This window comes from Thiovibrio sp. JS02, from assembly GCF_053485635.1.
Map to the genome: position 1 here is coordinate 1,098,543 of NZ_CM130715.1, position 25,081 is coordinate 1,123,623.

Consider the following 25,081-nt stretch of genomic DNA (forward strand, 5'->3'; position numbering starts at 1 on the left):
GGGCATCAGATATTGTATTTTTTTACCTTGTAGCGGAAAGAACGGAAGCTCATTTTAAGAAGCTCGGCCGCCCGCATCTTCGAGTTGTTCGTCCTGGCCAGTGCTTTGGCAATCAAGCGTTTTTCAATATCAATAACATACTGCTCAAGGCCGATGTCAAAGGCGACGTCATCGTTGGCCTCCGAATAGTCGCCTGCTGAATCGCCTTCGGCGCGCAGGCTTTTGCCCTTGCGGTGCATGGAAAGGGTCAGGCTTTCCGGCAGAATGATGTTTGACGCCTCCAGGGCCACCCCGCGCTCGATGATGTTTTCAAGTTCCCGGACATTGCCGGGAAAATCATAGCCCATGAGGACTTCCATGGCATAGGTTGAGATCTGCTGCACCTCCTTGCCGAAAAGCCTCGCATATTTTTCCAGGAAATGGTTCACGAGCAGCGGCACGTCCCCTTTGCGTTCACGCAGGGGCGGCATTCTGATCGGCACCACGGCCAGGCGATAAAACAGATCTTCCCGGAATCTGCCGGCCATGACCTCTTCTTCCAGGTTTTTGTTGGTGGCGGAAATGATCCGGACATTGACCTTGATGTTTTCCGTGCCGCCAACCCGTTTGAATTCACGTTCCTGGAGAACGCGCAGCAGTTTTGTCTGGATGAGGGGGTTGAGTTCGCCGATTTCGTCGAGAAAGGCACTGCCGTTGTTGGCCAGCTCAAAGAGACCGGTCTTGTTGGCGATGGCGCCGGTGAAGGCGCCCTTGGCATGGCCGAACAGTTCCGACTCGATGAGGTTTTCCGGAATGGCGCTGCAGGTGATGGGCACAAAGCTGTTTTGCGCCACGTTGCTGTGGTTGTGGATGGCCCTGGCAACCAGTTCCTTGCCGGTGCCGGATTCGCCATAGATGAGGACGTTTGCCGGGGTCGGGGCGATGCGCCTGATCAGATCGTAGATCTTGAGCATCTCCGGGCTTGCGCCGATGATGCCCTCGAAGGTGGCGCCGTTTTTGTCAAGGGGAGTCACTTGCCTGCTGCCCAGGGCGGCGTCGATGACGCCCAGTATGTCATCGACCTTGAAAGGCTTGGTGATGTAATCATAGGCGCCATTCTTCATGGCCAGGACGGCATCTTCCGGCGAGGCGTAGGCGGTGATCAGAACAACCGGGATGTTGATGTCGTTTTCCTTGATGTGTTCCAGCAGGGCAAGGCCGTTGAGGTCCGGCATGCGGATATCCGAAATAACCAGAGCAAAGGACTGTTTCGCAAGCTGCTGCAGGGCCTCGGCGCCGCTTGCCGCGGTGGTGATCGTAAAACCCTCCTTTTCGAGAAGGATTTTGAGAAACTCCCGCATGCTCGGTTCGTCATCGACAATGAGAATCGCGGACATTGACACTCCATGTGTACGGATCAGGCTGGTTAATTGGTATGACGCGTTCTGAATCGCTCCTGCAACAGTCGGTCTGTTAACGGGCTGTTGGCGGTTGATGCTAGGTCATAATAACAAAAAACGCGCAGGTTGCCCTACGCGTTTTTTGTTATTGTTATGAAGACGGTTATTTTTTTTGCGTTGCCCAAGGCCTCAATGGTCAACGGCACTGCCGGCGCCACGGGGGAAGCGGATGCTCTCCACCAGATCCTGGACTTCCTGGGGCGGCGGGGAGGTGAGGCGGGAGACGATCAGGGTTATCAGGAAGTTGAGCACCATGCCCACCGTGCCGATGCCTTCGGCGCTGATGTTCATGAACCAGGCGCTGCCGCCCATGAACTTGATGTTGACGATGTAGAAGAAGGTGAAGCAGATACCGATGACCATGCCGGCGATGGCGCCTTCCCGGTTGGTGCGCTTGTCAAAGATGCCAAGCACGATGATGGGGAAGAAGGACGAGGCTGCGAGACCAAAGGCAAAGGCCACCACCTGGGCGACAAAGCCCGGGGGGTTGATGCCGAAATAGCCGGCGATGCAGACCGCGATGCCGATCATCACCCGGCCGACGGTGAGGCGCTGGGCCTCGGTGGCCTGCCGGTTGATCATCCGGTAGTAGAGGTCATGGGAAATCGAGGAGGAAATGACCAGAAGCAGGCCTGAGGCGGTGGACAGGGCCGCGGCCAGACCGCCCGCCGCAACCAGGGCGATAACCCAGGGAGGCAGATTGGCGATTTCCGGGTTGGCCAGGACGATGATGTCGTTGTCGATATACACCTCGTTGGCCTCCGCAGTCAGCTCGTTGGTGACAAGTTTCTGGCCGAAGGGCCCCGGCTCATTGGCGAACTTGGGCTTGTCCTTGAAGGCCGCACCCTTGCTGTACTGGATGATGCCGTCGTTATTCTTGTCCGCCCAGGCAAAGAGGCCGGTTTTTTCCCAGTTCTTCACCCAGCTCGGCGCATCGGCATAGGCGGTGTTGTTGATGGTATTGATCATGTTGTAGCGGGCAAAGGAGGCCACGGCCGGCGCGGTGGTGTAAAGCAGGGCGATGAAGAGCAGGGCGTAGCCGGCGGAAAGCCGGGCGCCGCGCACGCTGGGCACCGTGTAGAAGCGGATGATGACGTGGGGCAGGCCCGCGGTGCCCACCATGAGCGCCATGGTGATGCAGAAGACGTCAAGCATGGATTTGCTGCCCTTGGTGTAGGCGGCAAAACCGAGGTCCGTGTTCAGGGTGTTGATGGTGTCCAGCAGGTATTTGCCGGCATTGACGCCTTCGCTGATGGTGCCGCCGAAGCCGAGCTGCGGGATGGGGTTGCCGGTGATCTTCAGCGAAATGGCGATGGCCGGGATCAGGTAAGCGACAATGAGCACCAGATACTGGGCAACCTGGGTGTAGGTGATGCCCTTCATGCCGCCAAGCGCCGCATAGAAGAAGACGATGGCCATGCCGATGAGTACGCCGGTGTTGACGTCCACCTCAAGAAAACGGGAAAAAACAATGCCGACGCCGCGCATCTGGCCGGCGACATAGGTGAAGGAGACAAAGATCGCGCACATCAGGGCCACGAAGCGGGCCACATTTGAATAGTAGCGGTCGCCGACAAAGTCGGGCACGGTGAATTTGCCGAACTTGCGAAGATACGGCGCCAAAAGCAGGGCCAGGAGGACGTAGCCGCCGGTCCAGCCGAGCAGGTAGATGGAGCCGTCATAGCCCAGAAACGAGATCATGCCGGCCATGGAGATGAATGAAGCCGCGCTCATCCAGTCCGCCGCGGTGGCCATGCCGTTGGCCAGCGGAGAAACACCGCCGCCGGCAACGTAAAAGCCCTTGGTTGTTTTCACCCGGGAAACCCAGGCAATGGTCAGGTAGAGGGCAAAGGTTATCCCCACCATGATATAGGTCCATGTCAGAATCGACATAATTCCAATCTCCTTCTCTTTATAAGTGTATGGTTGAAAACAAAAGAGGGCTTCTGTCCTGCCGGTTATTCATGCACGTCATATTCCCTGTCCAGCTTCTGCATGAGCAGGTAGTAGACAAAGATCAGGACCACGAAGACATAGATTGCCCCTTGCTGGGCGAACCAGAAGCCGAGCGGGAATCCGCCGAGCCTGATGGCGTTGAGCTGTTCCGCGAACAGCATGCCGCAGCCATAGGAAACCACCGCCCAGATGGACAGCAGAACCACCATGTACGTCAGATTTGTCTTCCAATACTGTGCCAACGATTTTTTTTCCATCTACTTCCTCCTTCAGAGTTTCGCACAAACTCGTGTTGTGTGTTGATGCGCATGCTTCCCGGGCATGCGCATATCCTCTGTCTCATTCTCCCCGCCCACCGAATGAGTACATATACCCAGGGTACTACTACCGACACGCCACTTTAGCAGAATAATTTAAAAAGACAACAGCAAAAAACGTCCTCCCGGGAGGGTGATGCATGGTGAGGATCAGAAGGGGAAAAGCAGAGTGGGAAGTATGCGCGACCGCTCACCGTCGAGCGGAAGACAACCCATGGCCGGGAGCCGATGCCTCAGTCCGTTGCAGAAGTCAGGGACGGTTTTTGGATAACGGACTGTCAGAGGATCCAGCGCCAATTTTGCCCGGCGTTGAAGAGATCCTTGAGGGTGACGATCCCCTGGTTCCGCATTTTTTTGACAAGATACAGAAAGAGGTAGGCGGTCTGCATGGCGTCCTCCAGGGCATCATGTTTGCCGAAGGCCGGCAGGCCGTATTCCTTGCCGAGGTCCGAGAGATTGTAGGAGACATTCATGTCAAAGCGGTCATGGTAACTTTCCCAGGTCATTTCCTTGTATGCCTGGGCCAGGCGCAGGGTGTCGAGGCAGGGGTTGTGGAGAGCCGCGCCGAATATCCGCTTGGCGGCACGGTTCACAAAGGAGGTGTCCAGCCCCACATAATGACCGACCAGAAATGCCTTGCCGCAAAATTCGACGAACCGGGGCAGGGTTTTCTCCAGAGTCGGTGCGCTTTCAAGCTGCTGCGGGGTAATGCGGTGGATGAGGGTGCTGTTTTTGGGAAGATGATTCTGGGGCTTCAGAAAGGCCTGGAAGGTCTCGCCGACCATGATCCGCAGGTTTTTGATCCGCACGGCGCCGATGGAAACAATCTCATCCTTTTTGGGGTTGAGACCGGTGAGTTCGGTGTCGAAAACCACGAATTCGTATTGCTCCAAGGGCTGACCCTGGTCGAGATCCTTGAAATAGGCCAGATTTTTCACAAAGGAGGGGTGCTGTTTTCGGGAAAGCTTTTCAGACAAGGCTTTTAGAAACATGGGACCCCCATTGCCGGTTCAGTATGTGCAGGCTCAGTCTCATGCTTCGCCCAGGCGGAATTCCTGCTTGATGTAGCTCTGGATGCGGCGGACTACCTCGAAGGATTCCTTGAGGGTCTGCTTTTCCAGGTCTGAGAGGTCGGCGGGATTGATGAAGTTGTCCGGGTTCTTGTTGTCTTCCAGCATCTGCATCTGATGAATAAGTCGCAGTTGCATGAGAAACTCATAGGCCTCGACAGCCTGGCCATGCAACTCTTTCGAGATATGGTGCCCTTCGGCGAGCAGTTGCAGGCGGCCCAAGGTATTGCTTTCCTTGATCCCGCACTTCAACGACATCAGCCGGGCGAAATCGACAAAGGGAACAAGCCCCTTGGTTTTCAGGTCCAGCAGGTTTTTGTGGGCGCCATCCTTTTCCACGATCAGGTTGCGGAAAAAGGATAGGGGGGGCCTGGCTTCCAGGCAGTCCTTGGCAAGATGCATGAGAAATATTTCCTTTTTGCGGGCCTGTTCCGCCAGATGTTGCCTGAGTTCGTGCGCCAGGCCGGGCGTTCCGTAGCCGCCCCGGAAGTCGAAAAAGATGGTGGAGTGCAACACGTCCTTGGGTTCAGGGGTGACGAGCCAGTTGTCAAAGCAGCGTTTCCAGAGACGGGCCGGTTGCCGCCATTTGGGGTTTGAGGCCATGATCTCGCCCGGGCAGCGGGGGTAGCCACAGGCAACCAGATGCTCGATCGCCTTTTCGGCAAGCAGTTTGAAGTAGGTTTCCGCCTCCTGGGCCTGCTTTTCGTTCTCCGGGTCGGCATAGATGAGGGCATTGTCCTGATCGGTCTTAAAGGTCTGCTCCCGGCGGCCTTCGCTGCCCATGAGCAGCCAGCAGAAGGGCAGCGGCGGCGGGCCGATCTCGGCAATGAGCAGGGTGAGGATGCGGTCGAGGATATGATCGTTCAGAATGGTGATCATCCTGGTGATGTTGTTCGCCTTGGCCCCTTCCTCGATGAGGGAGCGGATCACCTGGGGTACTTTCCGGGAGAGGCTGTACAGCCCTTCGATCTTGCGCTGGGCCACGATTTCCCGGAAAAGATAGAGCGGCGATGTCCCTTGCAGGAGCATGATGTCGTGGGTGGTTACCACGCCGACGATTTTTTCCTGCTGTTCCACGGCCAGATGGTGAATGCGCTGTCGCATCATTTTCAGCATGGCGTCGAAGCAGACTGCCTGGGAAGGGATGGTCTCCACCGGGCTTGCCATGATTTTGGCCACGGGGGTCTGATAATCAAGGCCGGCGGCCACCACCTTGGTGCGGAGATCCTTGTCCGTGATGATACCGACGATCTTTCCGTTCGCATCCTGGACCAGGAGGGAGCCGATGTGCAGGTCCGCCATGCGGAGAGCCGCGTTTTGCACCGTGTCGTCGGTTGCGATGGTGTATAGACTTTTGCCCTTGATGGTTTCTCCGACCTGGGCGGAAAAGAGGTAGAGGGCGCTTTCCGTCCTCGGATTGACCCTGTGCCGCCTCAGTTCCGCGTAAGCGGTGTTCACCAGTTTTTCCGACATGCTGCGCAGGAAGTAATGGGTGACCTTGGGGCAGGACTGGATCAGGGTGAGAAAGGCTTCCTTGGCAAAGAGGAAGCAGAAGGTGTCCTCCACGGTTTCCACATTGAGGTTGGCTTTCGTGTTCTGGATGATGGGCAGGGCGCCAAAATATTCACCTTCTCCCCGGAAATCCTTCAAGGTTACGGTGCTCTCTTCATCCTTCAGATATATCTTCACCCCGCCTTTCTGGATGAGATAGAAATGGTTCACTTCGGTTTTTTCCTGCCTGAAGATCATGGTTCCCTTCGGGAAAAAATCGATGATGCAGTGTCTGGCAAGGTGGGTGAGGGTGGCGGGATCGAGTTCGTTGAAGGGCAGGGTCTTGGTGAGAAAGGAAAGAACAATCTCAGGAGCAACGGCATGGGCATCATCGGCGGTGGGGCTCATAAATCCTCATGGTATAGGTATAAGTTCGCATCTGTCTTAATGAAGTACACAACTCCCTGGGCCCGGTCAAGGGGGAAAGAAGATGCCCGGGGCTGTCCGGTTTTGGGGGAGAGGCAAGAGCGACGGGAATTCCGTGCGTAAATTCCGCTGACAGTCCGTTGAAAAAGCCGTCCCTGGCTGTTTCAACCATCGGGGGAGGCCAACGACGCTTCGGTCAGCCTCCCGGATTCTCTGGCTCTTACAGAGCCGGCGAAATCGGGCGACACATCCTGTGCCGTGAAGGCGCTCCGGCCCGAGCCGGGCATTTTCACCGAACGTGCCATGGCGGATCAGGTTTTGGCGGCGCAGTGGTTCTCTTGGTGGCAGGACAAAAAAGACATGGCGGCAACATGGTTGTTAATTTTCGATGGTGATTTCCTTGCCGAGTTTTTCCACGGTCTTGCTGCCGATTCCCTTGACCTTTGTCAGGTCGGCGGTCGAGGCAAAGGAGCCGTGCTGGGTTCGATAGTCGACTATGGCCTGGGCCTTGGCCGGCCCGATGCCGTTCAGTTTGGCGATTTCATTGACAGTCGCGGTGTTGATGTTGACTGCGGCAACCGCGGCGGTTGCCATGAGCAGAACTGCGCAGAGTGCGGAGAATAGAAATTTACGCATGCTTACCTCCTGATTTATGTAGTGCGTTGCCGCCATGTCTCTGACCTTGCGTTGCGCTGCCGGGCTTGTGATTTCCACAGGTTGCCCGGAGTACCGATCCCTGCTGGGCGAGGGTGTGAATTTCAGATCGAGGGTATCATTGGGATAGGCTTTGTGTCAAGGGAAAGTTAGGTGCTCTGTTTTTATTCCGGCAAATCTCCCAGAAAAGTCGTGACGATTCACGTGCGATCCGCGCGAACGGTAAGCGTCATCCTGGGAACGTTGGGGAGCGTTGTCCCGGACAGACTTTACGCGATAGGATTTCCCGCTTGACATGGTGTCCGTATAGCAGGTAAATGTCTATGTTTTCCAATTTTGGAAAATTTCCTACGAATTCCCCAAGGCGCCAAAAAAAGTATGGATCAACAGACGGAAAATTTCCACCCGGAACAAGGTCGGCGTCCTCATTGCGATGACGAGATCGATCTGATGGATCTGGTCGATGTGGTTGTGCGCAAAAAGATGCTTGTCGTTTTCATCACCTCTTTCGTGACCCTGGTCGCCCTTGGTTACTCGCTGTTTTCCCCGGATCGTTACTGGGTCGAGATGACAGTTACCCCGGTTTCGGAACGGGTTCTGCAGCAGATCAACGTCAATGTCGACAGTAAATTCAAGTTCAGCTCCGACGAGGTGTTCAAATTGTTTTTGGATACCTTTCAGGGTTTGAAAAACTCACCCGACGCAAAGGAGCGACTCGGCGCCTTGACCCCGGAGGAGATCGGAATGCTTGGGGGGATCAGCTTTGAGCTTCCCGGCAAGAGAGATCCTGCTGGCGTGGTCAAGCTCGTCATGGTTGGGCAGGATCCCAAGGCCCTCTCCCAGGTTCTCAGCAAATATGTTGATGCCGCGAACAGGCTCACCGCGGAAAAGATCGGCGGCCAGTTGGCTTTGTTGCGGAACACTGAAATGGCACGATTGAGCGCGGAAATCGAAGAGGACAAGACAAATCTGCTGTACTGGCAGCAGGTGCGCTTGCAGAATATGCGGGACGCGCTCCTGGTCGCGCGCAGGGCAGGGATCAAAACAATGCCGGATGTTTTGCCGGAAAAGTACCAATTGTTCATGCTTGGCGAAAAGATCCTGCTTGCGGAAGTCCAGTCGTTGCAGGAGAAAATTCAAAAGGGGGACATCGTGGCCACCACTGTTTTGGATGATGGCGACGCCCTGTTCCTGCAGGGAGGGATTCTGAAGAAACAACTCAGACTCAAATCTCTGCAGAACGCGAAATATGAACCGACCATTGCACCGCTGGTGGATGCAGAGAATGCGTCCTCCCAGTCGCGATCGCTCAAACCGTCCACTGCAAAGGTTGTGTTGCTTGCCTTTGTCGTCGCGTTTTTGTGCAGTATTTTCGCCGTGTTTGTCGTGAGTTTTTTTGAATCCCTTGCTTTGCGGAAAAATGATGCCTGCAAGCAATAAAATTTTTCCGGTGATCCTGGCCGGAGGATCCGGCACCCGCCTCTGGCCTCTCTCCCGCGAGCAGTACCCGAAGCAGCTTCTTGCCCTGGTCAATGAAAAAACCATGCTGCAGAATACTCTGCAGCGTGTGCTTGAGATCGAGGGGGTTGACCGGCCCGTGGTGGTCTGCACCGAAGAGCACCGTTTCCTGGTCGCGGAGCAGGTTCGTGACCTGGGGATTGAAGCCACCATTCTTATCGAGCCGGTCGGTCGTGATACCGCTCCTGCCGTGGCCGCGGCTGCCCATGAAGTGCTGACCCGAGACAGGGAGGCGGTTCTGCTTGTCCTGCCGGCCGACCATGTCATCGGTGACACAGGCAAATTCGCGGCGGCGGTGCGACAGGGCCTGGCCCACACCGGCGAGGGAAATCTCGTTACCTTCGGCATTGTTCCCAACTTCCCCCACACGGGATACGGGTACATCAAAAAAGGCGCGGCAATCGAAGAAGGGCAGGGTGATGGTCGCGCCTTTGTCGTGGAAAGATTTGTCGAGAAACCTTCCCTTGAAAAGGCGCGGCAATACGTGGGTGATGGGTATCTGTGGAACAGCGGCATGTTTCTTTTTACCGCCGCCGGTTACCTGGCCCGGTTGCAGAACCTTGAACCGCAGATGGCCTCATCTGTCAGTCAGGCATATGCCGAAAGAAAGAATGATCTTGATTTTGTCCGCCTGGCTGCCGGACCTTTTGCCGAAAGCCCGGCCAATTCCATTGACTATGCGGTTATGGAAAAAACAGACAACAAGATCGTTGTCCCCCTTACCTGCGACTGGAATGACGTGGGTTCATGGGAGGCACTCTGGGAGATCGGCGCCAAGGATGACAAGGGTAATATCTTTGTCGGCAACGTGCTGGCCGAGGATGTGACGGATTCCTATATCCATGCCGGTGAAGGTCTGGTCGCGGCTGTCGGCTTGCAGGGATACGTCATCGTGGAAACCAAGGATGCCCTGCTGGTCGTGCCCAAGGGCAGATCGCAGGAAGTGAAAGCCATAGTCCAACGTCTGCGGCGTGAAAAGAGCGATAAAGCGCTGCTCCACAAAAGGGTTTTCCGGCCCTGGGGATCGTATGAGACACTTGACTGCGGAGAGCGGTTCCAGGTGAAACGGATCATCGTCAAGCCCGGTGCCAGCCTTTCCCTGCAACGTCATTTCCATCGGGCCGAGCACTGGGTGGTGGTCAAAGGCACGGCTCATATTACCAACGGCAGTGCAAATATTATTTTGAGTGAGAACCAATCCACCTATATCCCCCTTGGCGAAAAACACCGGCTGGAAAACCCCGGCACTATCCCCCTTGAAATCATCGAGATCCAGACCGGCAGCTACCTGGGCGAGGATGATATTGAGCGGTTTGAAGATGTGTATGGGCGGGCGCTGTGACATACTGCGAATCATTCGTTGAAACCATAAAAACAAACCCTGTTGTTGCCGTCGCCGGCAGCGGTGACGTTGTAACGGCTATTGAGTTGTCATTTCTTTGATTTTTGGCGGATTCATCATGACCGAGACTAAGGAAAATCTTTCGTTAAAAAACAAACGTGTTCTGGTCACCGGGGCCTGTGGAACGGTGGGCTCGAAATTGATAGAGTTTTTGCTGGAAGGCAATTACGATACTGCGGAAGTTGTCGGTCTGGACAACAATGAGAGCGGGCTCTTTTTTCTGGAACAGCAGTTTCTGCGAGATAAGCGAGCCCGTTTTTTTCTTGCCGATATCCGTGATCGCGACAAGTTGCGCCGCAAGATGCGTGGGATCGACATAGTATTTCATGCGGCAGCCCTCAAGCATGTAATCCTCTGTGAACGTTCTCCTTTTGAAGCTGTTCAGACGAATATCAATGGCGTTCAAAACATTATTTATGCTGCCTGTGAAAATAATGTCGAAAAGGTGATTTTTACCAGTTCAGACAAGGCGGTCAATCCCACCAATGTCATGGGTACGTCCAAACTGATGGGTGAGCGGCTCATGACCGCGGCCAACAGTAATTTTCATGGTGATGGTCCTATCTTTGCGTCCACAAGGTTCGGAAATGTTCTTGGCTCCAATGGATCTGTCGTGCCCATTTTTCATAAGCAGATTGCCAAGGGAGGGCCCGTTACCCTTACGCATCCGGAAATGACCCGTTTTGTCATGAGCATTGACCAGGCGGTGCGTCTGGTTATTGATTCGATCTCGCTGGCGCGTGGCGGTGAAGTTTTCATTACCAAGATGCCGATTATTCGCATTAAGGATTTGGCAACGGTGATGATAGAAGAGTTGGCAGAAGCCTACGGCCATGACCCTCGACGGATTGAAGTCACCGAAATTGGAGTCAAGCCTGGGGAAAAACTTTATGAAGAGTTGATGAGCGACGAAGAAACTCATCGCGCCATAGAGCTTCCCAAGTATTTTTTGGTACTACCGGCGTTCCGAGGGCTATATAACAAAGTCACATATGTGTACTCCGACATTGTATCCCACACGGTTTCCAATCCCTATATCTCTTCACGTGAGACGCCGTTGTCAATTGAAGAACTAAAACTTTTTCTTCGCAGCAACAATCTTTTGTCCATGGATTTTATGTCCAACAAACATCCTGACAGAAGTTATTGGGATCAGAAGGAGAACAACTGACGTATGCGTATTTTGATTTTAGGCGGTGATGGCTATCTCGGTTGGCCAACTGCAATGCACCTGAGTGCCAATGGGCATACAATTGCTGTCGCAGACAACTATCTGCGAAGGAAGTTGGTCAGGGAGGAGGATGTGTCTCCTCTCTACAGTGTTCCCAATCTCCACGAACGAGTTCGCTTGTGGCGTGAATGCGCCGGGCATGAGATCAAGTTATTTATTGGAGATCTTGCTGATTGGTCTTTTACAGCTGAAGTTTTTCGCGGGTTCTGCCCTGACGCTGTCATTCATTATGCCGAACAACCGTCTGCCCCCTATTCGATGTTGAGCCGTGAGGCCGCGACTCTCACATTACGTAACAACTTGGAGGTGACGGCTAATGTTATTTTTGCAGTTCGGGAATTTTGTCCAGAAGCTCACATTATCAAGCTCGGGACGATGGGAGAATATGGCACCCCTAATATCGATATTGAGGAGGGGTGGCTTGAAATCGAACATAAGGGGCGGCGAGAGAAATTTTTATATCCTCGTCAGGCCGGGAGCCTCTACCACACAACCAAGATTATGGATACGGATCTCCTCTGGTTCTATGTGAGGACATGGAATCTACGCGTTACCGACCTGATGCAGGGCCCTGTTTATGGGATCTTCACCGACGAGACCATTGCTGACGAGCGCCTTCTGCCGTTCTTCAACTACGATGAACTATTTGGGACCGTTTTAAATCGTTTCGTTGTGCAAGCATGTGTCGGATATCCCTTGACTGTCTATGGAAAGGGCGGGCAGACCCGAGGTTACCTAAATATTAAGGACACGTTGAACTGTGTTCGTCTCTCCCTGGCAATTCCTGCCGAAAAAGGCGAATTGAGAATATTCAACCAATTTTCGGAAACCTTTACCGTGAACGAGCTTGCAGAAAAAATATTAGGGGTAGGGAGGCACTTGCGCCTGCCGGTGGAGATTCGCTCTCTCCCAAACCCACGAAAGGAACTTGAGGAGCATTACTATAATCCCCGACACACGGGTCTTTTGGAGCTCGGCTTTGAACCGCATTCCCTTACTGATGATGTTCTGGCTGAAATGCTGGAGTTTGTTCTGCGGCACAAGGAGGGAGTCCAGGCACACCGCATTTTTCGAGGAACGACCTGGGATTAATGCTGCACCCAAAAGAGCGGGAGAGGGCGGGAGAATGATAACGGCCCAATTGATGTCACAATTCGCCAGACCAAATGACTCCGAAGCAGTTTCGGTAGCAGCGTGACGGGAGTCAGAAATTTCTTGTTCAGCTTGTCCAGGGGGTAGCAGCCCGTTGAAAAACTTTACCTTTCCCCCACAAAGCAGTTGAGCCATGCGGTTGATCGGGTAAAATGCGGAACACAATAACCAGACAGGGAATACTCATGGCCATTGGCAAACGCAAAAAAATCAAACAGCAGCCGCTCTGGATAGCCCACAGCGACCTGGCGCCCAGGGGCGGCCACCCTTTTCACGCCCGGCTCAACCGTCTTCTCGATGACGACGGGTTCGATACCTGGCTGGAGCGTGAATGCGCCCCCTATTTTTCCGAGGTCGGCCGCCCCTCCATTCCGCCGGGGGTCTACTTCCGGATGCTCTTCATCGGCTACCTGGAAGGCTTTGCCTCCGAACGCGCAATCGCCTGGCATTGCTGCGACCGTATGTCTTTGCGGGAATTCCTGGGCTACCAGCTCCATGAGAAAACACCCGATCATTCAAGTTTCACGGTCTGGCGCCAGCGTCTGCCCCTGGAGTTTTACAATAGGGTCTTCCAGCGCATTCTCTGCATGGTGCATCGGCACGGCCTGATCGATGCCTACGCCACCGGAGTGGGTTCCACCACCCTTGAGGCCAACGCTTCCCTGCGGCGGCTGGCCCGGAAGGACACCGGCGCCACCTACAGGGAATATGTCAAGGAACTGATGCGCGAGGCCGGCGAAGACCCCACCGATGCCGCTGCCGTTGTCCGTTTCGACAAGAAACGCAAGGGCAAGAAGCTCTCCAACCGGGAGTGGCAATCGGAGACCGATCCCGACAGCCGCATTGCCCGGATGAAGGACGGCACCACTCATCTTGCCTACAAATCAGAACATGCCATTGACCTTACCACCGGCGCCATGCTGGGGATCAAGGTATACCCGGCCGACCAGGGCGATACCGCCAGCGTGGAGGAGACCCTGGAGACCGCCGAGGACAATCTCGCCTCCCTTGGTGACGAGCCACCGGAACTGCTTTGCGTGGTGACCGACAAAGGCTACCACCAGGCCGATCTCATCAGAAATCTCAACGCAGACAAAGGTCTCACCACCTATATCCCGGAACGGCGCTCAGGCCAGCGCCGGCACTGGCATGGAGACGCGGAGGCCTGCCGGGAGTTTCATGGCAACCGCCGCCGTACCCGAGGCAACGAAGGCAAGCGGCTGGGGCGTCTCCGGTCCGAGCTGGTGGAGCGAAGTTTTGCCATGTTCAAGCGCAGTGGCAACCTTGGGAGAATGACCCTGCGCGGTCTTGAGAACGTAAGCAAACGCTGCCTGGTCCATGCGGTCGCCTACAACCTGGGGCTGCTAATGCGTACGATCTTTGGCCAGGGTACCCCGAAGGGGATGGCAGACGCCTTGGTGCGGCTTATTTTCTGGTTGTGGAACCTCCTTGCGGCCATTTTCGCCCCGCCTGAGCCACAGGGCGGGGCAAAACAGGCGGTCAATTCAGGATTGCCGTATTTATCCATGGCCCCTGCCGGCGGTTGACATTCTGCCGCAACAGGGGGTTTTTCAACGGGCTGTTAGGAGCGGCCTACTAACATGAAAATTCTTGTGATTATTGGTACTCGACCGGAAGCTATCAAGCTTGCTCCTCTCGTGAGGCTTGGCAAGGCGACGACCGGCCTTGAGGTTGTCGTATGTTTTACGGCACAACATCGGCAGATGCTGGACCAGGTGGTAGAACTTTATCAAATTTCCCCGGATTACGATTTGAATTTGATGAAAGAAAATCAATCGCTTACGACTTTAACTTCCGGGGTGCTGTCCGGAGTGACGGAAGTAATAGCGTCTTCCCGACCGGATATGGTGGTAGTCCAGGGCGATACCACCACAACTATGGCATCTGCCTTGGCCGCCTTTTATGAAAGGATTCCAGTAGCCCATGTCGAGGCTGGCCTTCGCACTGGTGATATCTATTCTCCGTGGCCGGAAGAGGTGAATCGGCGTATTTCAACCAGTATTGCTTCCCTTCATTTTGCTCCTACTGTCTTGTCAAAACAGAATTTGCTTAATGAGGGGATCCCGGAGAAATATATTGTCGTCACGGGGAATACGGGCATAGATTCTTTATTCACAATATCGGAAATGATTGACCAGCGACACGATATCTCTGCAGCACTGGATAATACTTTTTCTTTTCTTGGCGATGACCGAAAGAATATTTTGGTCACAATGCATCGGAGAGAAAATTTTGGCGGCTGCTTTGAAGATGCTTGCAACGCTATTAAACAGATAGCGTGGCGGAAGGATGTGCGCATCCTTTATCCGGTGCATATGAATCCGCATGTACGTGAACCCGTGACTCGCATTCTGTCTGGTATAGAAAACGTATATTTGTTGCCGCCTTTGGACTACCTGCCATTCGTATATCTGATGAAAAAAGCTTTTATGCTGATCACGGATTCTGGGGGGGTCCAGGAAGAGGCTCCGTCTTTAGGGAAGCCGGTTATTGTTACACGAAAAAACACGGAAAGACCAGAAGCGATAGAGGCGGGGACTGTTGTTCTCGCCGGGACCGACACGGAGAGGATAGTGACCGAGGCTTCGCTCCTGTTGGATAATCGTGAAGCATATGCAAGAATGAGCATGGCGCACAACCCATATGGTGATGGGAAGGCGTGCGAGCGGATCATAAAGGAACTTTTGGCGTGGCACAGATAAAACGGGTTAATGTGATTGGCCTTGGATACATTGGCCTCCCAACTGCGGCTATCCTGGCGCTTAAAGGATTCAGCGTCATCGGTGTGGACACGAATGAACGTGTTGTTGAAATTATAAATTCCGGGAAGGCGCATATCGTCGAGAAAGACCTCGACGCTGTAGTTTGCAAGGTTGTTTTTGAAGAAAAATTTATAGCCCGCCTTCGTCCCCAACATGCCGATGTTTTCATCATTGCTGTTCCAACCCCAACCCGGAATGGCAACCAACCAGACCTTTCCTATGTGGAGGGAGCTGCTAGGGATATTGCTCCGGTACTCGAAAAGGGAAATCTAGTCATACTGGAATCCACATCGCCAGTCGGATCCACCGAGCAGTTGTGCCACTGGTTTGCCGAAGAGCGTCCCGACTTGACTTTTCCCCATCAACATGGCGGCACTGCCGATGTACGAGTGGCGCACTGCCCTGAACGGGTACTTCCTGGCAAGATATTGCGTGAATTGGTTGAAAACGACAGGGTAGTCGGTGGAATGTCCCCTGTCTGCTCCAAGTGTGCCGGAGATTTTTATAGTTCATTTATCGACGGGGAGTGCCTGTTGACCGATGCCGCAACTGCCGAAATGTGTAAATTGGCAGAGAATGCTTTCCGGGATGTCAATATTGCCTTTGCCAACGAGTTGTCCCTGATCTGTGATCGTCTTGGCATCGATGTGTGGAGGCTGATAGCGTTGGCCAATAGACATCCCCGCGTCAATATCCTGCAGCCGGGGCCAGGGGTGGGAGGCCACTGCATCGCGGTTGATCCGTGGTTCATATATAATTCCGCTCCCGACCAAGCGCCGCTTATCAAGGCTGCGCGATTGGTGAACGATGGAAAACCAGAATGGGTCATCGGTAAAGTGAAATCCGCCGTCGCAACTTATCCTGAAACGCCGACTATAGCCTGTCTCGGTCTGGCCTTCAAAGCTGATGTCGATGATTTGCGAGAGAGTCCTGCGTTGGCTATAGTGCAAAGGCTTGCTTATGAAGGAGGGGCACGACTTATGGTTGTCGAGCCCTACATAGATTCCTTGCCGCTGCAGTTGGCGCGCGCCGAAGGTCTCGAAATGGAAGACGATGCGGCCACTGCTATAGCAGCGGCAGACATTGTCTTGTTGCTTGTAGACCACAAACCGTTTAGGGATATCACTCCAGAACAGCTTGCGGGCAAGGTTGTCATTGATACTCGCGGTATTCTGCGGCGTTGATGCCCTATGAGAGCCCTTCCAGTGACCGTGGTGTACCTTAATTTTATTGTAGAGCCTTTCGTTTTTGAATTTTCCCCTCCCTCGGTTAGGCATAGTTGGAGGCGAGCCGTTGTTAGCCAGTGAGTTCAAGCACCGTGTTATCCATGTTCTTCGCCGTCTAGGAGAAATTGGAGTCAAGGAGGCGGGACGGTTAGCGCTCACACGCTTTGCCAAACAGGTGAGAAATTTTTGCGAGGCACAGATTTATGAAAGGTGGGCGACGGATTCACTCAGCCTTTGTGTTTACCGGCGATTGATCGCGCCGGGAGCGGGAGAGATTAATGCTGCCGGCCTGGTGTCTCGTCCATTTCTGCTTTCCGATCCCGCCTTGGCCCCGGACCAGGTCGGGAAGGACTGCGTGGCGGCGGCAGTTAAGGATGGCAGAAGGATTGTTGATGGATACTTTAGGATTTTCGGGCTTGACCTCTATCTCGGTCAGGAGATTTCGTGGCACCAATGTCTGCCTGAATGCGGGCAATGGCCACACGGCCATTTCAGTCGCCTGCGGTCTCGCTTGTTTGCCAATGATTTTGGTTGTAAGGAATATCTAGGCGATATTCTTTATTCTTGGGAACTGGGAAAGCATCCGTATCTTTTTGCCTTGGGCCGCGCTTATCGATTAACCGGCGACGAAGTGTATGCGCAAACTTTTATGCGGCATTTCCGGTCGTGGCGAGAACAAAACAATTACATGTGCAGCATTCATTGGATGAACTCGTTACTTGTTACGCAACGCGGTATTGCCTGGCTGTTTGCCTTGGATTTTTTTGCCCCTGTATTGAGCCGACATAATACCGAGGCGGAAAGTTTTTTGGGAGAGTTGTATCTGCATGCCAAGTATGTGTATGAAAATCAGGAGCATTATATATATAACAACAACCACTTGTTCTCGAATATCGCTTTTCTTTACACAGTTTCTCTGGCGTTTCCAGAGTTTGCAGATGCCTCTAAATGGCTGCGGTCGGCTAAAGACCTTCTATATGTTGAGCTAAAGAGGCAGGTTTATGAAGATGGTGTTAATTTTGAACAATCTTCGATATATCACCGTTATGTAACAGAATTTTGTTTGTTGATGCTTTTGGTAGCAGAGCGATTCGGAGAAAAAAAAGATGCGGAGTTTCTTCGGAATCGTGTCGAGAGAATGGTCGAATTCATGATGTGCATCGCCGATCCATCCGGTGATCTTCCTGTTATAGGAGATAACTATCAGACTCGAGTTTTTTCGCTTTCTTCCGTCTCGATCAACAACGTGAGAGATTTATTCGCGATTGCCGCTGTTATATTCGCTCGTGCTGATTTCAAGGCGGCCGCCAATGGCGAACATGAGGTTGTGGCTTGGTTGTTTGGCAGGGATGGACTGGAAAAGCTGGCGCGTTTACCGCCCCCCCCCCCCGTTGAACCATTGAAAGTTTTCCCCGACGGAGGTTTTTTCGTCTTTCGTGATGGTCGAGGAGAGGACGCTTCTTCTTTGATCTTCGATTGTGGTTATATTGGGTTGGCCAAGACAGGGATTAATCGGCCTGCCCATGGGCATAGTGACACGTTGGCGGTCGTTGCCACTATCCGCGGACGACCGTTCCTTGTTGACAGCGGGAGCTATGCCAACACCGGTTCTCTCTATTGGCATAATGCCCTGCGTACTACATGTGCTCATAACACAGTGACCGTGGACGGACAAGATCAGTGCGGCTTGGGGTCTTTTTGGGTATATAGGCGGTACGCGGAAGTCGTGCACAGAGGGTGGCGGACGGGTGAAGAAGGCCTCCCTTTCGCTTTCGGGGTTCATGATGGATTCTCCCGGAAAGACGCGCCCCTGCTTCACCGCAGGGAAGTCGCGAAATGCTGCAATGGCAATGGGTGGGTCATCCGGGATAGTTTTGATAGCCGGATTTTTCATGAATATGTCAGTCGTTTCCATTTCCATCCGGCAGTCCGGCTGAGTGTCGACGAGACAAACGGGAAAGTGAGCGCCACGCGGGATGGAAGACATCTCGTTTTGTCGGTGACCGCGGAGTATTCAGATGGGAGGCGATTCGTTCCTTGCTTTGCTCATACTAGTGGGTGGTATTCTCCCGATTACGGAATCAAGGTTCCTTGCCCGTTACTTGAGATTTCTTGGCGAACCCCATTGTCATTTGTTGTATCCGTTGAGATGCTGTATGATTGATGTTTATTGATGTAATCATCTCAATGAGATAGAAAGAGAATGGAAACTTGTGATTATTGTTGGCATGGTAATTTTTGTGCTGAACACTAGCGATAGTTGTGAGGGGGAGTGAATGAGTGAACGAACCAGCAACGAACTTTGGAATAGATCTTGGGAGAAAAAGTCCGATGTGTTGCAACTTGACTTCATGTCTCAGGAGATTTTTAGATATATTGCACATTACGTTCCAATCAAAGGGAAGACTTCAATAGAGTTGGGATGCGGGCTTGGCCGGCTCAGTTACATGATGGCCGAAGCCGGGGCCGCAGAAGTTGCATTAGTTGATTTTTCTGAAAAAGCACTTCATGTGGCCAGAGAGCTTCTGGCAGGTCGAAAAAATGCTTCATTCATTCAAGGTGATTTTCTTGATATGCAACGGCAGGAGAAGTACGATATTGTTTTTTCGTCCGGTGTTATTGAGCATTTCAAAGGCGACGCATTGGTCCAGGTGGTTAAGCAGCATCGCAATTTTTCTAAAGATTATGTCGTGTTTGTGGTTCCTTCGGATACTTTTTTTAACAACCGTCGTTCCGTTCAGCCAGAAAATCTTAAAGATGTTGGATATCAGTTTCCAATGGGGCCAAAACATATGGAGATCCTTTGTAACATCGCCAAGTTGGATATAGTCGTCAATAGAAAGATTATTTTTAGCTATGGCTTTCCCCTTCCTTCAATGAGAGGGCGAGGTATTATGCGATATATGCTTACTCGTATTGCGCGGCCACTCGATATGCTTTCTGGGGGGTTGACATTGACAATTTGCAAAGTTTAGGGCCTTTGCTTTTGTTGTCGATTTTTTATGGCTCCAAAACACTAGGCCAGAAACCATCTTCATGCTTTTAAAATTAATTTCCTATCTGCCAGCAACAATTATTCCGGCTGTTGCTGGTTTTCTGATGGTCCCGCTTGTTACGCGTGCTTTGTCCCCTCGAGAGATGGGTATCTATTCGTTGGCATTGGGTATTATTGGTCTGTCTGTTGGGTTTGCAGGTTCATGGTTGACGACTAGTATTCTACGATTTCACTTAAAGTATTCAAAATTTCATTCTTATGGTGGGACGTTGTGCCGACAAACGGCCCTGATGTCAATTTTAGTTGTGTCTGTCTGCTTGGCCAGTACTCCTTTTTTTATTTCAGGAACAGATGTGGAGGGATTGGCTTCGTTAGCGTTCCTGATTGCTGTAGTTGCGGGAATGCGTCTTTTGATACAAACCGTTCTGCAGATTTATCGTTCAGCCGAACAACCTTTAGCTTACACTATTCTTCATGTGTGGCGTACGGTAATGCCATTTTTATTGTTGTATTTTTTGAAGGACATTACCCCCCTAACATCCCACGGTATTTTTGCTATTTTTCTCATCTGCCAATTGTTGGCGATGCTTTACTTGTTGTTCCGTTACCGTATTAACTTTTATGCTTACCTCCAATCCGGATATGACTGGCCAATGGTTCGTCAGTTTTTAAAATATGGTTTTCCTCTTAGTATTATTCAAATTTCCGCTCTAATTATCGATATAGCGAGCCGTTTCATTTTGAAATATTACGCTGGATTGGGAGCAGCTGGTATTTTTTTTGTCGGATATTCTATATGTCGAGCCCCTGTCGCTTTGTTTACAGAGTTGCTGGCGACATCACTGGGACCAGTTAATGTCAAGATATGGAGTGAAGAAGGGAAGGATGCGGCGCTTATCTTTTACGCAAAACAAATGCATTTTGTTACCGTTATAATTTTACCATTAATAGCCGCTATGACTTTTTATGGTTCGTCGTGGCTGGTTGATTTAACAACAGTACAATATGCCAGTGGGGCTGCACTTATTCCTTGGCTGATGGTCGGTTTCCTTTTTAATTGTTACCAATGGATTTTGCAGCGACCATTAAGTATGTTGTTGAGGTCTAGATTGGTTATGATTATCTACCTCCTAGGAATGATTTTTTACATTGGGATCGCATGGGTGCTGACTAAAAATTATGGAATTGCAGGATGTGCCTGGGCAACATTCTTTTCTAATGCGTTTATTTTTTGTTTTGTTGATATGGCATGCCGTAGGCTTGGGGTAATGGTCCCATATATGACGTGGCGGTTCGTAGTAGCCTGGGTTGTTGTGGGCTTGCTGCTTTTTGTAATGCCGCGTGGCGAATGTCTTACTCATTGGTTCATAGAAGGGCCTGTGATGTACTTACTGTTTTTGGTTTTGGTCGGTCTTGTCTTGTATCCAAGGAGCGAACTTGTTACCCTCCCTAGGATGTTGGAAGGATTAATCCGCTCCTGATTCTATGTAGCATTTGTTATCTTATGGAAAAGATAGTTGTTGCCATTTTACATCTTTTGGTATTCCTCATCTCATGGGGGATGCTTCGTCTTACTTGGGGCCCTTTTCAGTTTTTTAAACTGCCATATTTTTTTGCCTTACTTTATTCTCTGACAATTTATGGCGGGGCAATCGCAGGCATTCTCACCGGTATGTATACTAATTCGTTTTATTGGCTTGTTGTTCCTCTCTTCTTTTTCCTGTTTTCCTTCAACGGTTATGTCATGGCACGGTTGTCTGGAGTAACCACTGGGTCCATCGAGGCGTATGTCCACCGTCCAATTGAGGACGACTTGGGGATTCCTGGAATTTTATTTGTTCTTTTGGGGTGTTTGGTGTGTATTCTGGTGTACTTGCTTTACCTTAAGATGACCGACGGAGCGGGCACCAAGATTCTGTTTGAAAAAATGACTTTTGCCGAGATGGCTGAATTGCGCAATTCTGCGACCACGATGTTTCGTACAAAAAAATTAAATATTTTCGGCTACTTTTCCGGAGTTTTTAAAGGTGTATTGCCGGTTTTGTCGTTGTTTGTGATGCTTTATTTCGCGGGACGGCCTCAGCGAAGAGGCTTCTTCTGCGGACTGTTTTTTGTCATTTTTTTTAGTTGCACGATTATTTTGCTTAGCTTGTTGATCAAAGCTGAATTTGTGAAATACTGGGTGCTGGTCGCCATTACGTTCGGGGTCATACGACAGCGTTTTGCGTTTTTGACACAAGTGTCTTTGATGGTTGTTTTGATACTGCTGCCGATGGGTTTTATGTATGGGCTTTATAGCTTAAGTGGAAATACTGAGAACGTTTTGGTCAGAGTTCTTGTGGGCATGGGAAATCGCATGACCATGACGTATAACAATCTCCTGCATCTGACGTTCGAAATTTTTCCTTCCCGATTTGAATTTCTTGGTGGTGTCAGCATGCCGAATCCATTAGGGATACTACCATTTACACCCGTGAATTTTTCCTATGTTCTTTATGACGTTTACAAGCCGTTAAGTCAGGTAAGAGGAAGCGCTCCAACCGTTTTTTTTGCAGAGGTATACGCCAATTTTGGAATGCTGGGCTGTGTGTCTTCAATGTTATTTGTGAGTTTTTTCGTTAATGGATGTTATCTATTTTTTTTGCAAGTCCCAAAAACCATTTCGTCGGTTGCCTTGTATGCCTTTGTTACCTTGACAGTGGCGCAGCTTGCCGTTGGATCTTTATGGGGGGTCTTGTTGAGCTGGCCGAGTATTGCCGGAGTCGCCACCGTTCTGACTGTCGTCGCTGTTTCGAATTCATGGCGATATCTTAAGTCCTCATCTAACAACCGTTGTGCTCATTGCGTGCCGACCAGATAATCACTTGTTGAATATATGGACTCCAATAACATTTTTAATTCCCGAACTGGCCTGATGCGCATATTGATGGTTAGGCTAGCGAATTCCAGTATTCGCAATGACTCGCGAGTGTTACGTGAGGCTGAGTCATTGCAGTCTTTGCCCGCCGAAGTGAGTATCCTGGAAGCTGAAAATAGCCACTACCAAGCCGGGAATTCTTTTGAAGTGTGCGGCATTCCGGTGGTGGTACTCCCGATGCGCACGAAATTTTTGCGTATGGGAATGTTTGGATGGCTTGTCAAGTATCTTGAATACTTTTTTCGTGTTGTCGGAGCCATTCTGCGGCGTCGACCCAATGTGGTGCATGTTCACGATCTCGACCCCCTGCTTCCGTCTTGGGTCGGAGCCCGACTCTGTGGGGCTACCGTTATCTATGATTCGCACGAACTTTATACCGAGCAGGATGGGCAATCAAAGGGATTAAAAACAATCTGGCGGATTGTCGAGAGGTTTTTGCTCATCCGTGTTGACGGAGTCATAGCCGCCAACCGGTCTCGCGCGAGGATCATGCACGAGGAATATGGTGCTCCCCGATTGCCTTCCGTGGTGATGAATATTCCGGCTCCCCCGGCAGATGAGCCGGCAAGCAACCGGAATGTCCTGAGAGATTATCTGGCGACACGGGTGGGCACTCTGAAGACAGGCGGTTGGATCGTGCTTTATCAGGGGGGGTTGGTGCCACTACGCGGTCTTGAAGAGCTTGTTGACGCCATGAAGCTGGTTCCGGAAGGAATCTATCTTGTTTTGATGGGGTATGGCCCCCTGACACAATCCTTGATGCAACGTATCGAAGAAGGTGGCTTGCAACATCGTGTTTTTTTGCATCCGGCGGTGCCTGCCAATGTATTGCATGGATACACTTCTTCCGCCGACTTAGGTGTAATTACCTACAAGGCAACTTGTCTTAATAAATATTATTGTGCTCCCAATAAGTTATTCGAGTATGTTATGGCGGGCATTCCCTTTGTCGGCGCGGACTTGCCGGAAATCCGTCGGATAGTCGATGGGTACGGGGTTGGGCATCTCTTCGCTCCAGACTCTCCGGCCAGTATTGCTCAAGCCATTGTGACGCAGCTCAATGTGATGAAAAAAAATCGGGAAGCTTCCGAAAAGGGACTAAGGGCAATCAGGGCGGACTATACGTGGCAACATGAAGAGGAGACTCTTCACTCTTTGTACGGTGAGGTTGTGGGACGGGGCGGGATGAAAACGTAGTTCTTCATTATGGCAACCCTGCACGTAACCCTGCAATGCCGTCCAGGTTTATGGTCGGCCTGCTATGCTTGAGCCGAAGCCCATTTGGATGTTTGATCATCATGACAAATAAAAGAGTTGTCTTTATACTTTTTGGGCCTCAACTCACGCCTCGGCAACAGCTAATGGCACGAGGACTATCGGAGCGCGGGATGCAAGTCGTGGTACTGGCATGGGATCGTTCGGTGAGGGGGGAGGCATGCAATACAGGGTTGCCTTTTGTTGCCGAGTGGCGAACGGTCCATCTCCCGGCGCCGACTTGGAGCGCACGGTTGATTTTTGTCCTCCCTGCGCTTTACCGTTTGCTGTGTCGAGAGATCGGGACGCTCTCCGACGTGTCCATGATCGTCGTTACCCATTTTTTTCTTCTGCCGCTTTTGCTGCGCATTCACCACCGGGTGGTGAAAATTTATGATGCGGCTGAAATGTATTCCTTCGATGTTTCGCTCTATTTTGGTCATTTCAGTGTCATCGCAAGACCATTCCTTTATTTACTCGAGGGGGTAGCCTTGCTTTCTGTTGACGGTATCACCACAGTGGATTCTAGGCGCGGGTGGCTGGTAAGGCATTACCGGCGGTGGTGCCGTAACGCGCAGGCTATATGGAATGTCCCCGCTGTATCGGATGCCCCTGACCTGGAACGAGCGACTACCTTTGCGACGGAGTTCCGCGATCGTCAGGTTATTGCTTTTGTCGGTGGGTTAATGCGGGAAAAGGGGTTACGGGTTGCTTTGGAAGCAACGGCACTGGTTAGAAAAACGAATCCACAAGTATTGTTGTTGTTGATCGGGCCGCTGAAGGATGATCCGGTTGAAATTGAAAAAATGATTCGTTGCTTAACATTGCAGGATATCGTAATCAATATCGGACCAAAACCATATGACGTCATGATGTCTTATTTGGCGATCTGTACGGTTGGGCTTGCGCTTCACCAGAAAGGGCGCATATACTCGCGGGTGTCTGGGGGGAATGGGCGTAAGTTTTTTACATATATGCAAGCCGGGCTTCCTATTGTCGGACCGAATTTTGGTGAGGTGGGGATAGCCGTCAAGTCCGCAGGTTGTGGTGTATTGGTGGACACTGAGTCCCCTGAGGCGGTGGCGGCAGCGGTGACGGCGCTCTTGGATGATCCATCAAAAGCAAAAGAGTTGGGCGAGGCGGGTAGACGCAAGATTGATGAGGTATGGAATTGGGAAATGGAGAAAAAGAAATTTTTCTCTGTAATTGACGCTGCTTTTTTTAACAAAAGGATATGATCTTTCTAGAAA

19 protein-coding genes are annotated in these 25,081 nt (G+C 51.7%); 13 read left to right on the plus strand and 6 right to left on the minus strand.

The window, feature by feature from the left end:
• Positions 1–5 precede the first annotated feature (5 nt).
• From ACUUL3_RS05275 to ACUUL3_RS05300, 6 genes are all read right to left on the minus strand, one after another.
• On the minus strand, positions 6–1,376 hold the full coding sequence (locus tag ACUUL3_RS05275) for a sigma-54-dependent transcriptional regulator (RefSeq protein ID WP_448555258.1): 1,371 nt from the start codon (positions 1,374–1,376) through the stop codon (positions 6–8).
• A gap of 192 nt (positions 1,377–1,568) precedes the next feature.
• Positions 1,569–3,332 carry a sodium:solute symporter family protein gene (locus ACUUL3_RS05280; protein WP_448555260.1) on the minus strand — a complete coding sequence of 588 codons (1,764 nt, stop codon included), beginning with the start codon at positions 3,330–3,332 and terminating at the stop codon, positions 1,569–1,571.
• A 65-nt stretch (positions 3,333–3,397) separates the two neighbouring features.
• On the minus strand, positions 3,398–3,652 hold the full coding sequence (locus ACUUL3_RS05285; protein WP_448555262.1) for a DUF4212 domain-containing protein: 255 nt from the start codon (positions 3,650–3,652) through the stop codon (positions 3,398–3,400).
• Positions 3,653–3,990: 338 nt separating this feature from the next.
• Positions 3,991–4,704, minus strand: coding sequence for a 3'-5' exonuclease (locus ACUUL3_RS05290; protein WP_448555264.1), 714 nt, complete (start codon positions 4,702–4,704; stop codon positions 3,991–3,993).
• Positions 4,705–4,743: 39 nt separating this feature from the next.
• Positions 4,744–6,681, minus strand: a complete 1,938-nt coding sequence (locus ACUUL3_RS05295) for a DUF294 nucleotidyltransferase-like domain-containing protein (RefSeq protein ID WP_448555266.1) — start codon at positions 6,679–6,681, stop codon at positions 4,744–4,746.
• A 396-nt stretch (positions 6,682–7,077) separates the two neighbouring features.
• On the minus strand, positions 7,078–7,335 hold the full coding sequence (locus ACUUL3_RS05300; protein WP_448555268.1) for a ComEA family DNA-binding protein: 258 nt from the start codon (positions 7,333–7,335) through the stop codon (positions 7,078–7,080).
• 396 nt (positions 7,336–7,731) lie between these two features.
• Between ACUUL3_RS05300 and ACUUL3_RS05305 the strand changes: the two genes are divergently transcribed.
• The 13 genes from ACUUL3_RS05305 (at position 7,732) to ACUUL3_RS05365 (ending at position 25,069) form a co-directional block, all read left to right on the plus strand.
• The gene (locus ACUUL3_RS05305; RefSeq protein WP_448555270.1) at positions 7,732–8,793 is read left to right on the plus strand and encodes a Wzz/FepE/Etk N-terminal domain-containing protein; all 1,062 of its coding nucleotides are present in this window, start codon (positions 7,732–7,734) and stop codon (positions 8,791–8,793) included.
• Positions 8,774–10,213, plus strand: coding sequence for a mannose-1-phosphate guanylyltransferase/mannose-6-phosphate isomerase (locus tag ACUUL3_RS05310; protein ID WP_448555272.1), 1,440 nt, complete (start codon positions 8,774–8,776; stop codon positions 10,211–10,213). The genes ACUUL3_RS05305 and ACUUL3_RS05310 overlap by 20 nt, the downstream gene beginning before the upstream one ends.
• Positions 10,214–10,331: 118 nt before the next feature.
• A complete protein-coding gene (locus ACUUL3_RS05315) occupies positions 10,332–11,444 on the plus strand; it encodes a polysaccharide biosynthesis protein (RefSeq protein ID WP_448555274.1) in 1,113 nt (370 codons plus the stop codon).
• Between the two features lie 3 nt (positions 11,445–11,447).
• The gene (locus tag ACUUL3_RS05320) at positions 11,448–12,596 is read left to right on the plus strand and encodes an NAD-dependent epimerase/dehydratase family protein (protein ID WP_448555275.1); all 1,149 of its coding nucleotides are present in this window, start codon (positions 11,448–11,450) and stop codon (positions 12,594–12,596) included.
• 245 nt (positions 12,597–12,841) lie between these two features.
• Positions 12,842–14,203 (plus strand): transposase, encoded by a 1,362-nt coding sequence (locus ACUUL3_RS05325; protein WP_448555277.1) that lies wholly within the window; start codon positions 12,842–12,844, stop codon positions 14,201–14,203.
• A gap of 54 nt (positions 14,204–14,257) precedes the next feature.
• Positions 14,258–15,379 carry a non-hydrolyzing UDP-N-acetylglucosamine 2-epimerase gene (gene wecB, locus ACUUL3_RS05330; RefSeq protein WP_448555279.1) on the plus strand — a complete coding sequence of 374 codons (1,122 nt, stop codon included), beginning with the start codon at positions 14,258–14,260 and terminating at the stop codon, positions 15,377–15,379.
• On the plus strand, positions 15,367–16,623 hold the full coding sequence (gene wecC / locus ACUUL3_RS05335; protein WP_448555281.1) for a UDP-N-acetyl-D-mannosamine dehydrogenase: 1,257 nt from the start codon (positions 15,367–15,369) through the stop codon (positions 16,621–16,623). The genes wecB and wecC overlap by 13 nt, the downstream gene beginning before the upstream one ends.
• Before the next feature lie 109 nt (positions 16,624–16,732).
• The gene (locus tag ACUUL3_RS05340; RefSeq protein WP_448555283.1) at positions 16,733–18,829 is read left to right on the plus strand and encodes an alginate lyase family protein; all 2,097 of its coding nucleotides are present in this window, start codon (positions 16,733–16,735) and stop codon (positions 18,827–18,829) included.
• 112 nt (positions 18,830–18,941) lie between these two features.
• Positions 18,942–19,640 carry a class I SAM-dependent methyltransferase gene (locus ACUUL3_RS05345; RefSeq protein WP_448555284.1) on the plus strand — a complete coding sequence of 233 codons (699 nt, stop codon included), beginning with the start codon at positions 18,942–18,944 and terminating at the stop codon, positions 19,638–19,640.
• Positions 19,641–19,701: 61 nt separating this feature from the next.
• Positions 19,702–21,141, plus strand: coding sequence for a lipopolysaccharide biosynthesis protein (locus ACUUL3_RS05350; RefSeq protein ID WP_448555286.1), 1,440 nt, complete (start codon positions 19,702–19,704; stop codon positions 21,139–21,141).
• Between the two features lie 23 nt (positions 21,142–21,164).
• Positions 21,165–22,520, plus strand: a complete 1,356-nt coding sequence (locus ACUUL3_RS05355) for a hypothetical protein (RefSeq protein ID WP_448555288.1) — start codon at positions 21,165–21,167, stop codon at positions 22,518–22,520.
• Positions 22,521–22,535: 15 nt separating this feature from the next.
• Positions 22,536–23,774 carry a glycosyltransferase gene (locus ACUUL3_RS05360; protein ID WP_448555290.1) on the plus strand — a complete coding sequence of 413 codons (1,239 nt, stop codon included), beginning with the start codon at positions 22,536–22,538 and terminating at the stop codon, positions 23,772–23,774.
• A gap of 191 nt (positions 23,775–23,965) precedes the next feature.
• Positions 23,966–25,069: a glycosyltransferase gene (locus tag ACUUL3_RS05365; protein WP_448555292.1), complete on the plus strand. Its 1,104-nt coding sequence runs from the start codon at positions 23,966–23,968 to the stop codon at positions 25,067–25,069.
• Positions 25,070–25,081 lie beyond the last annotated feature (12 nt).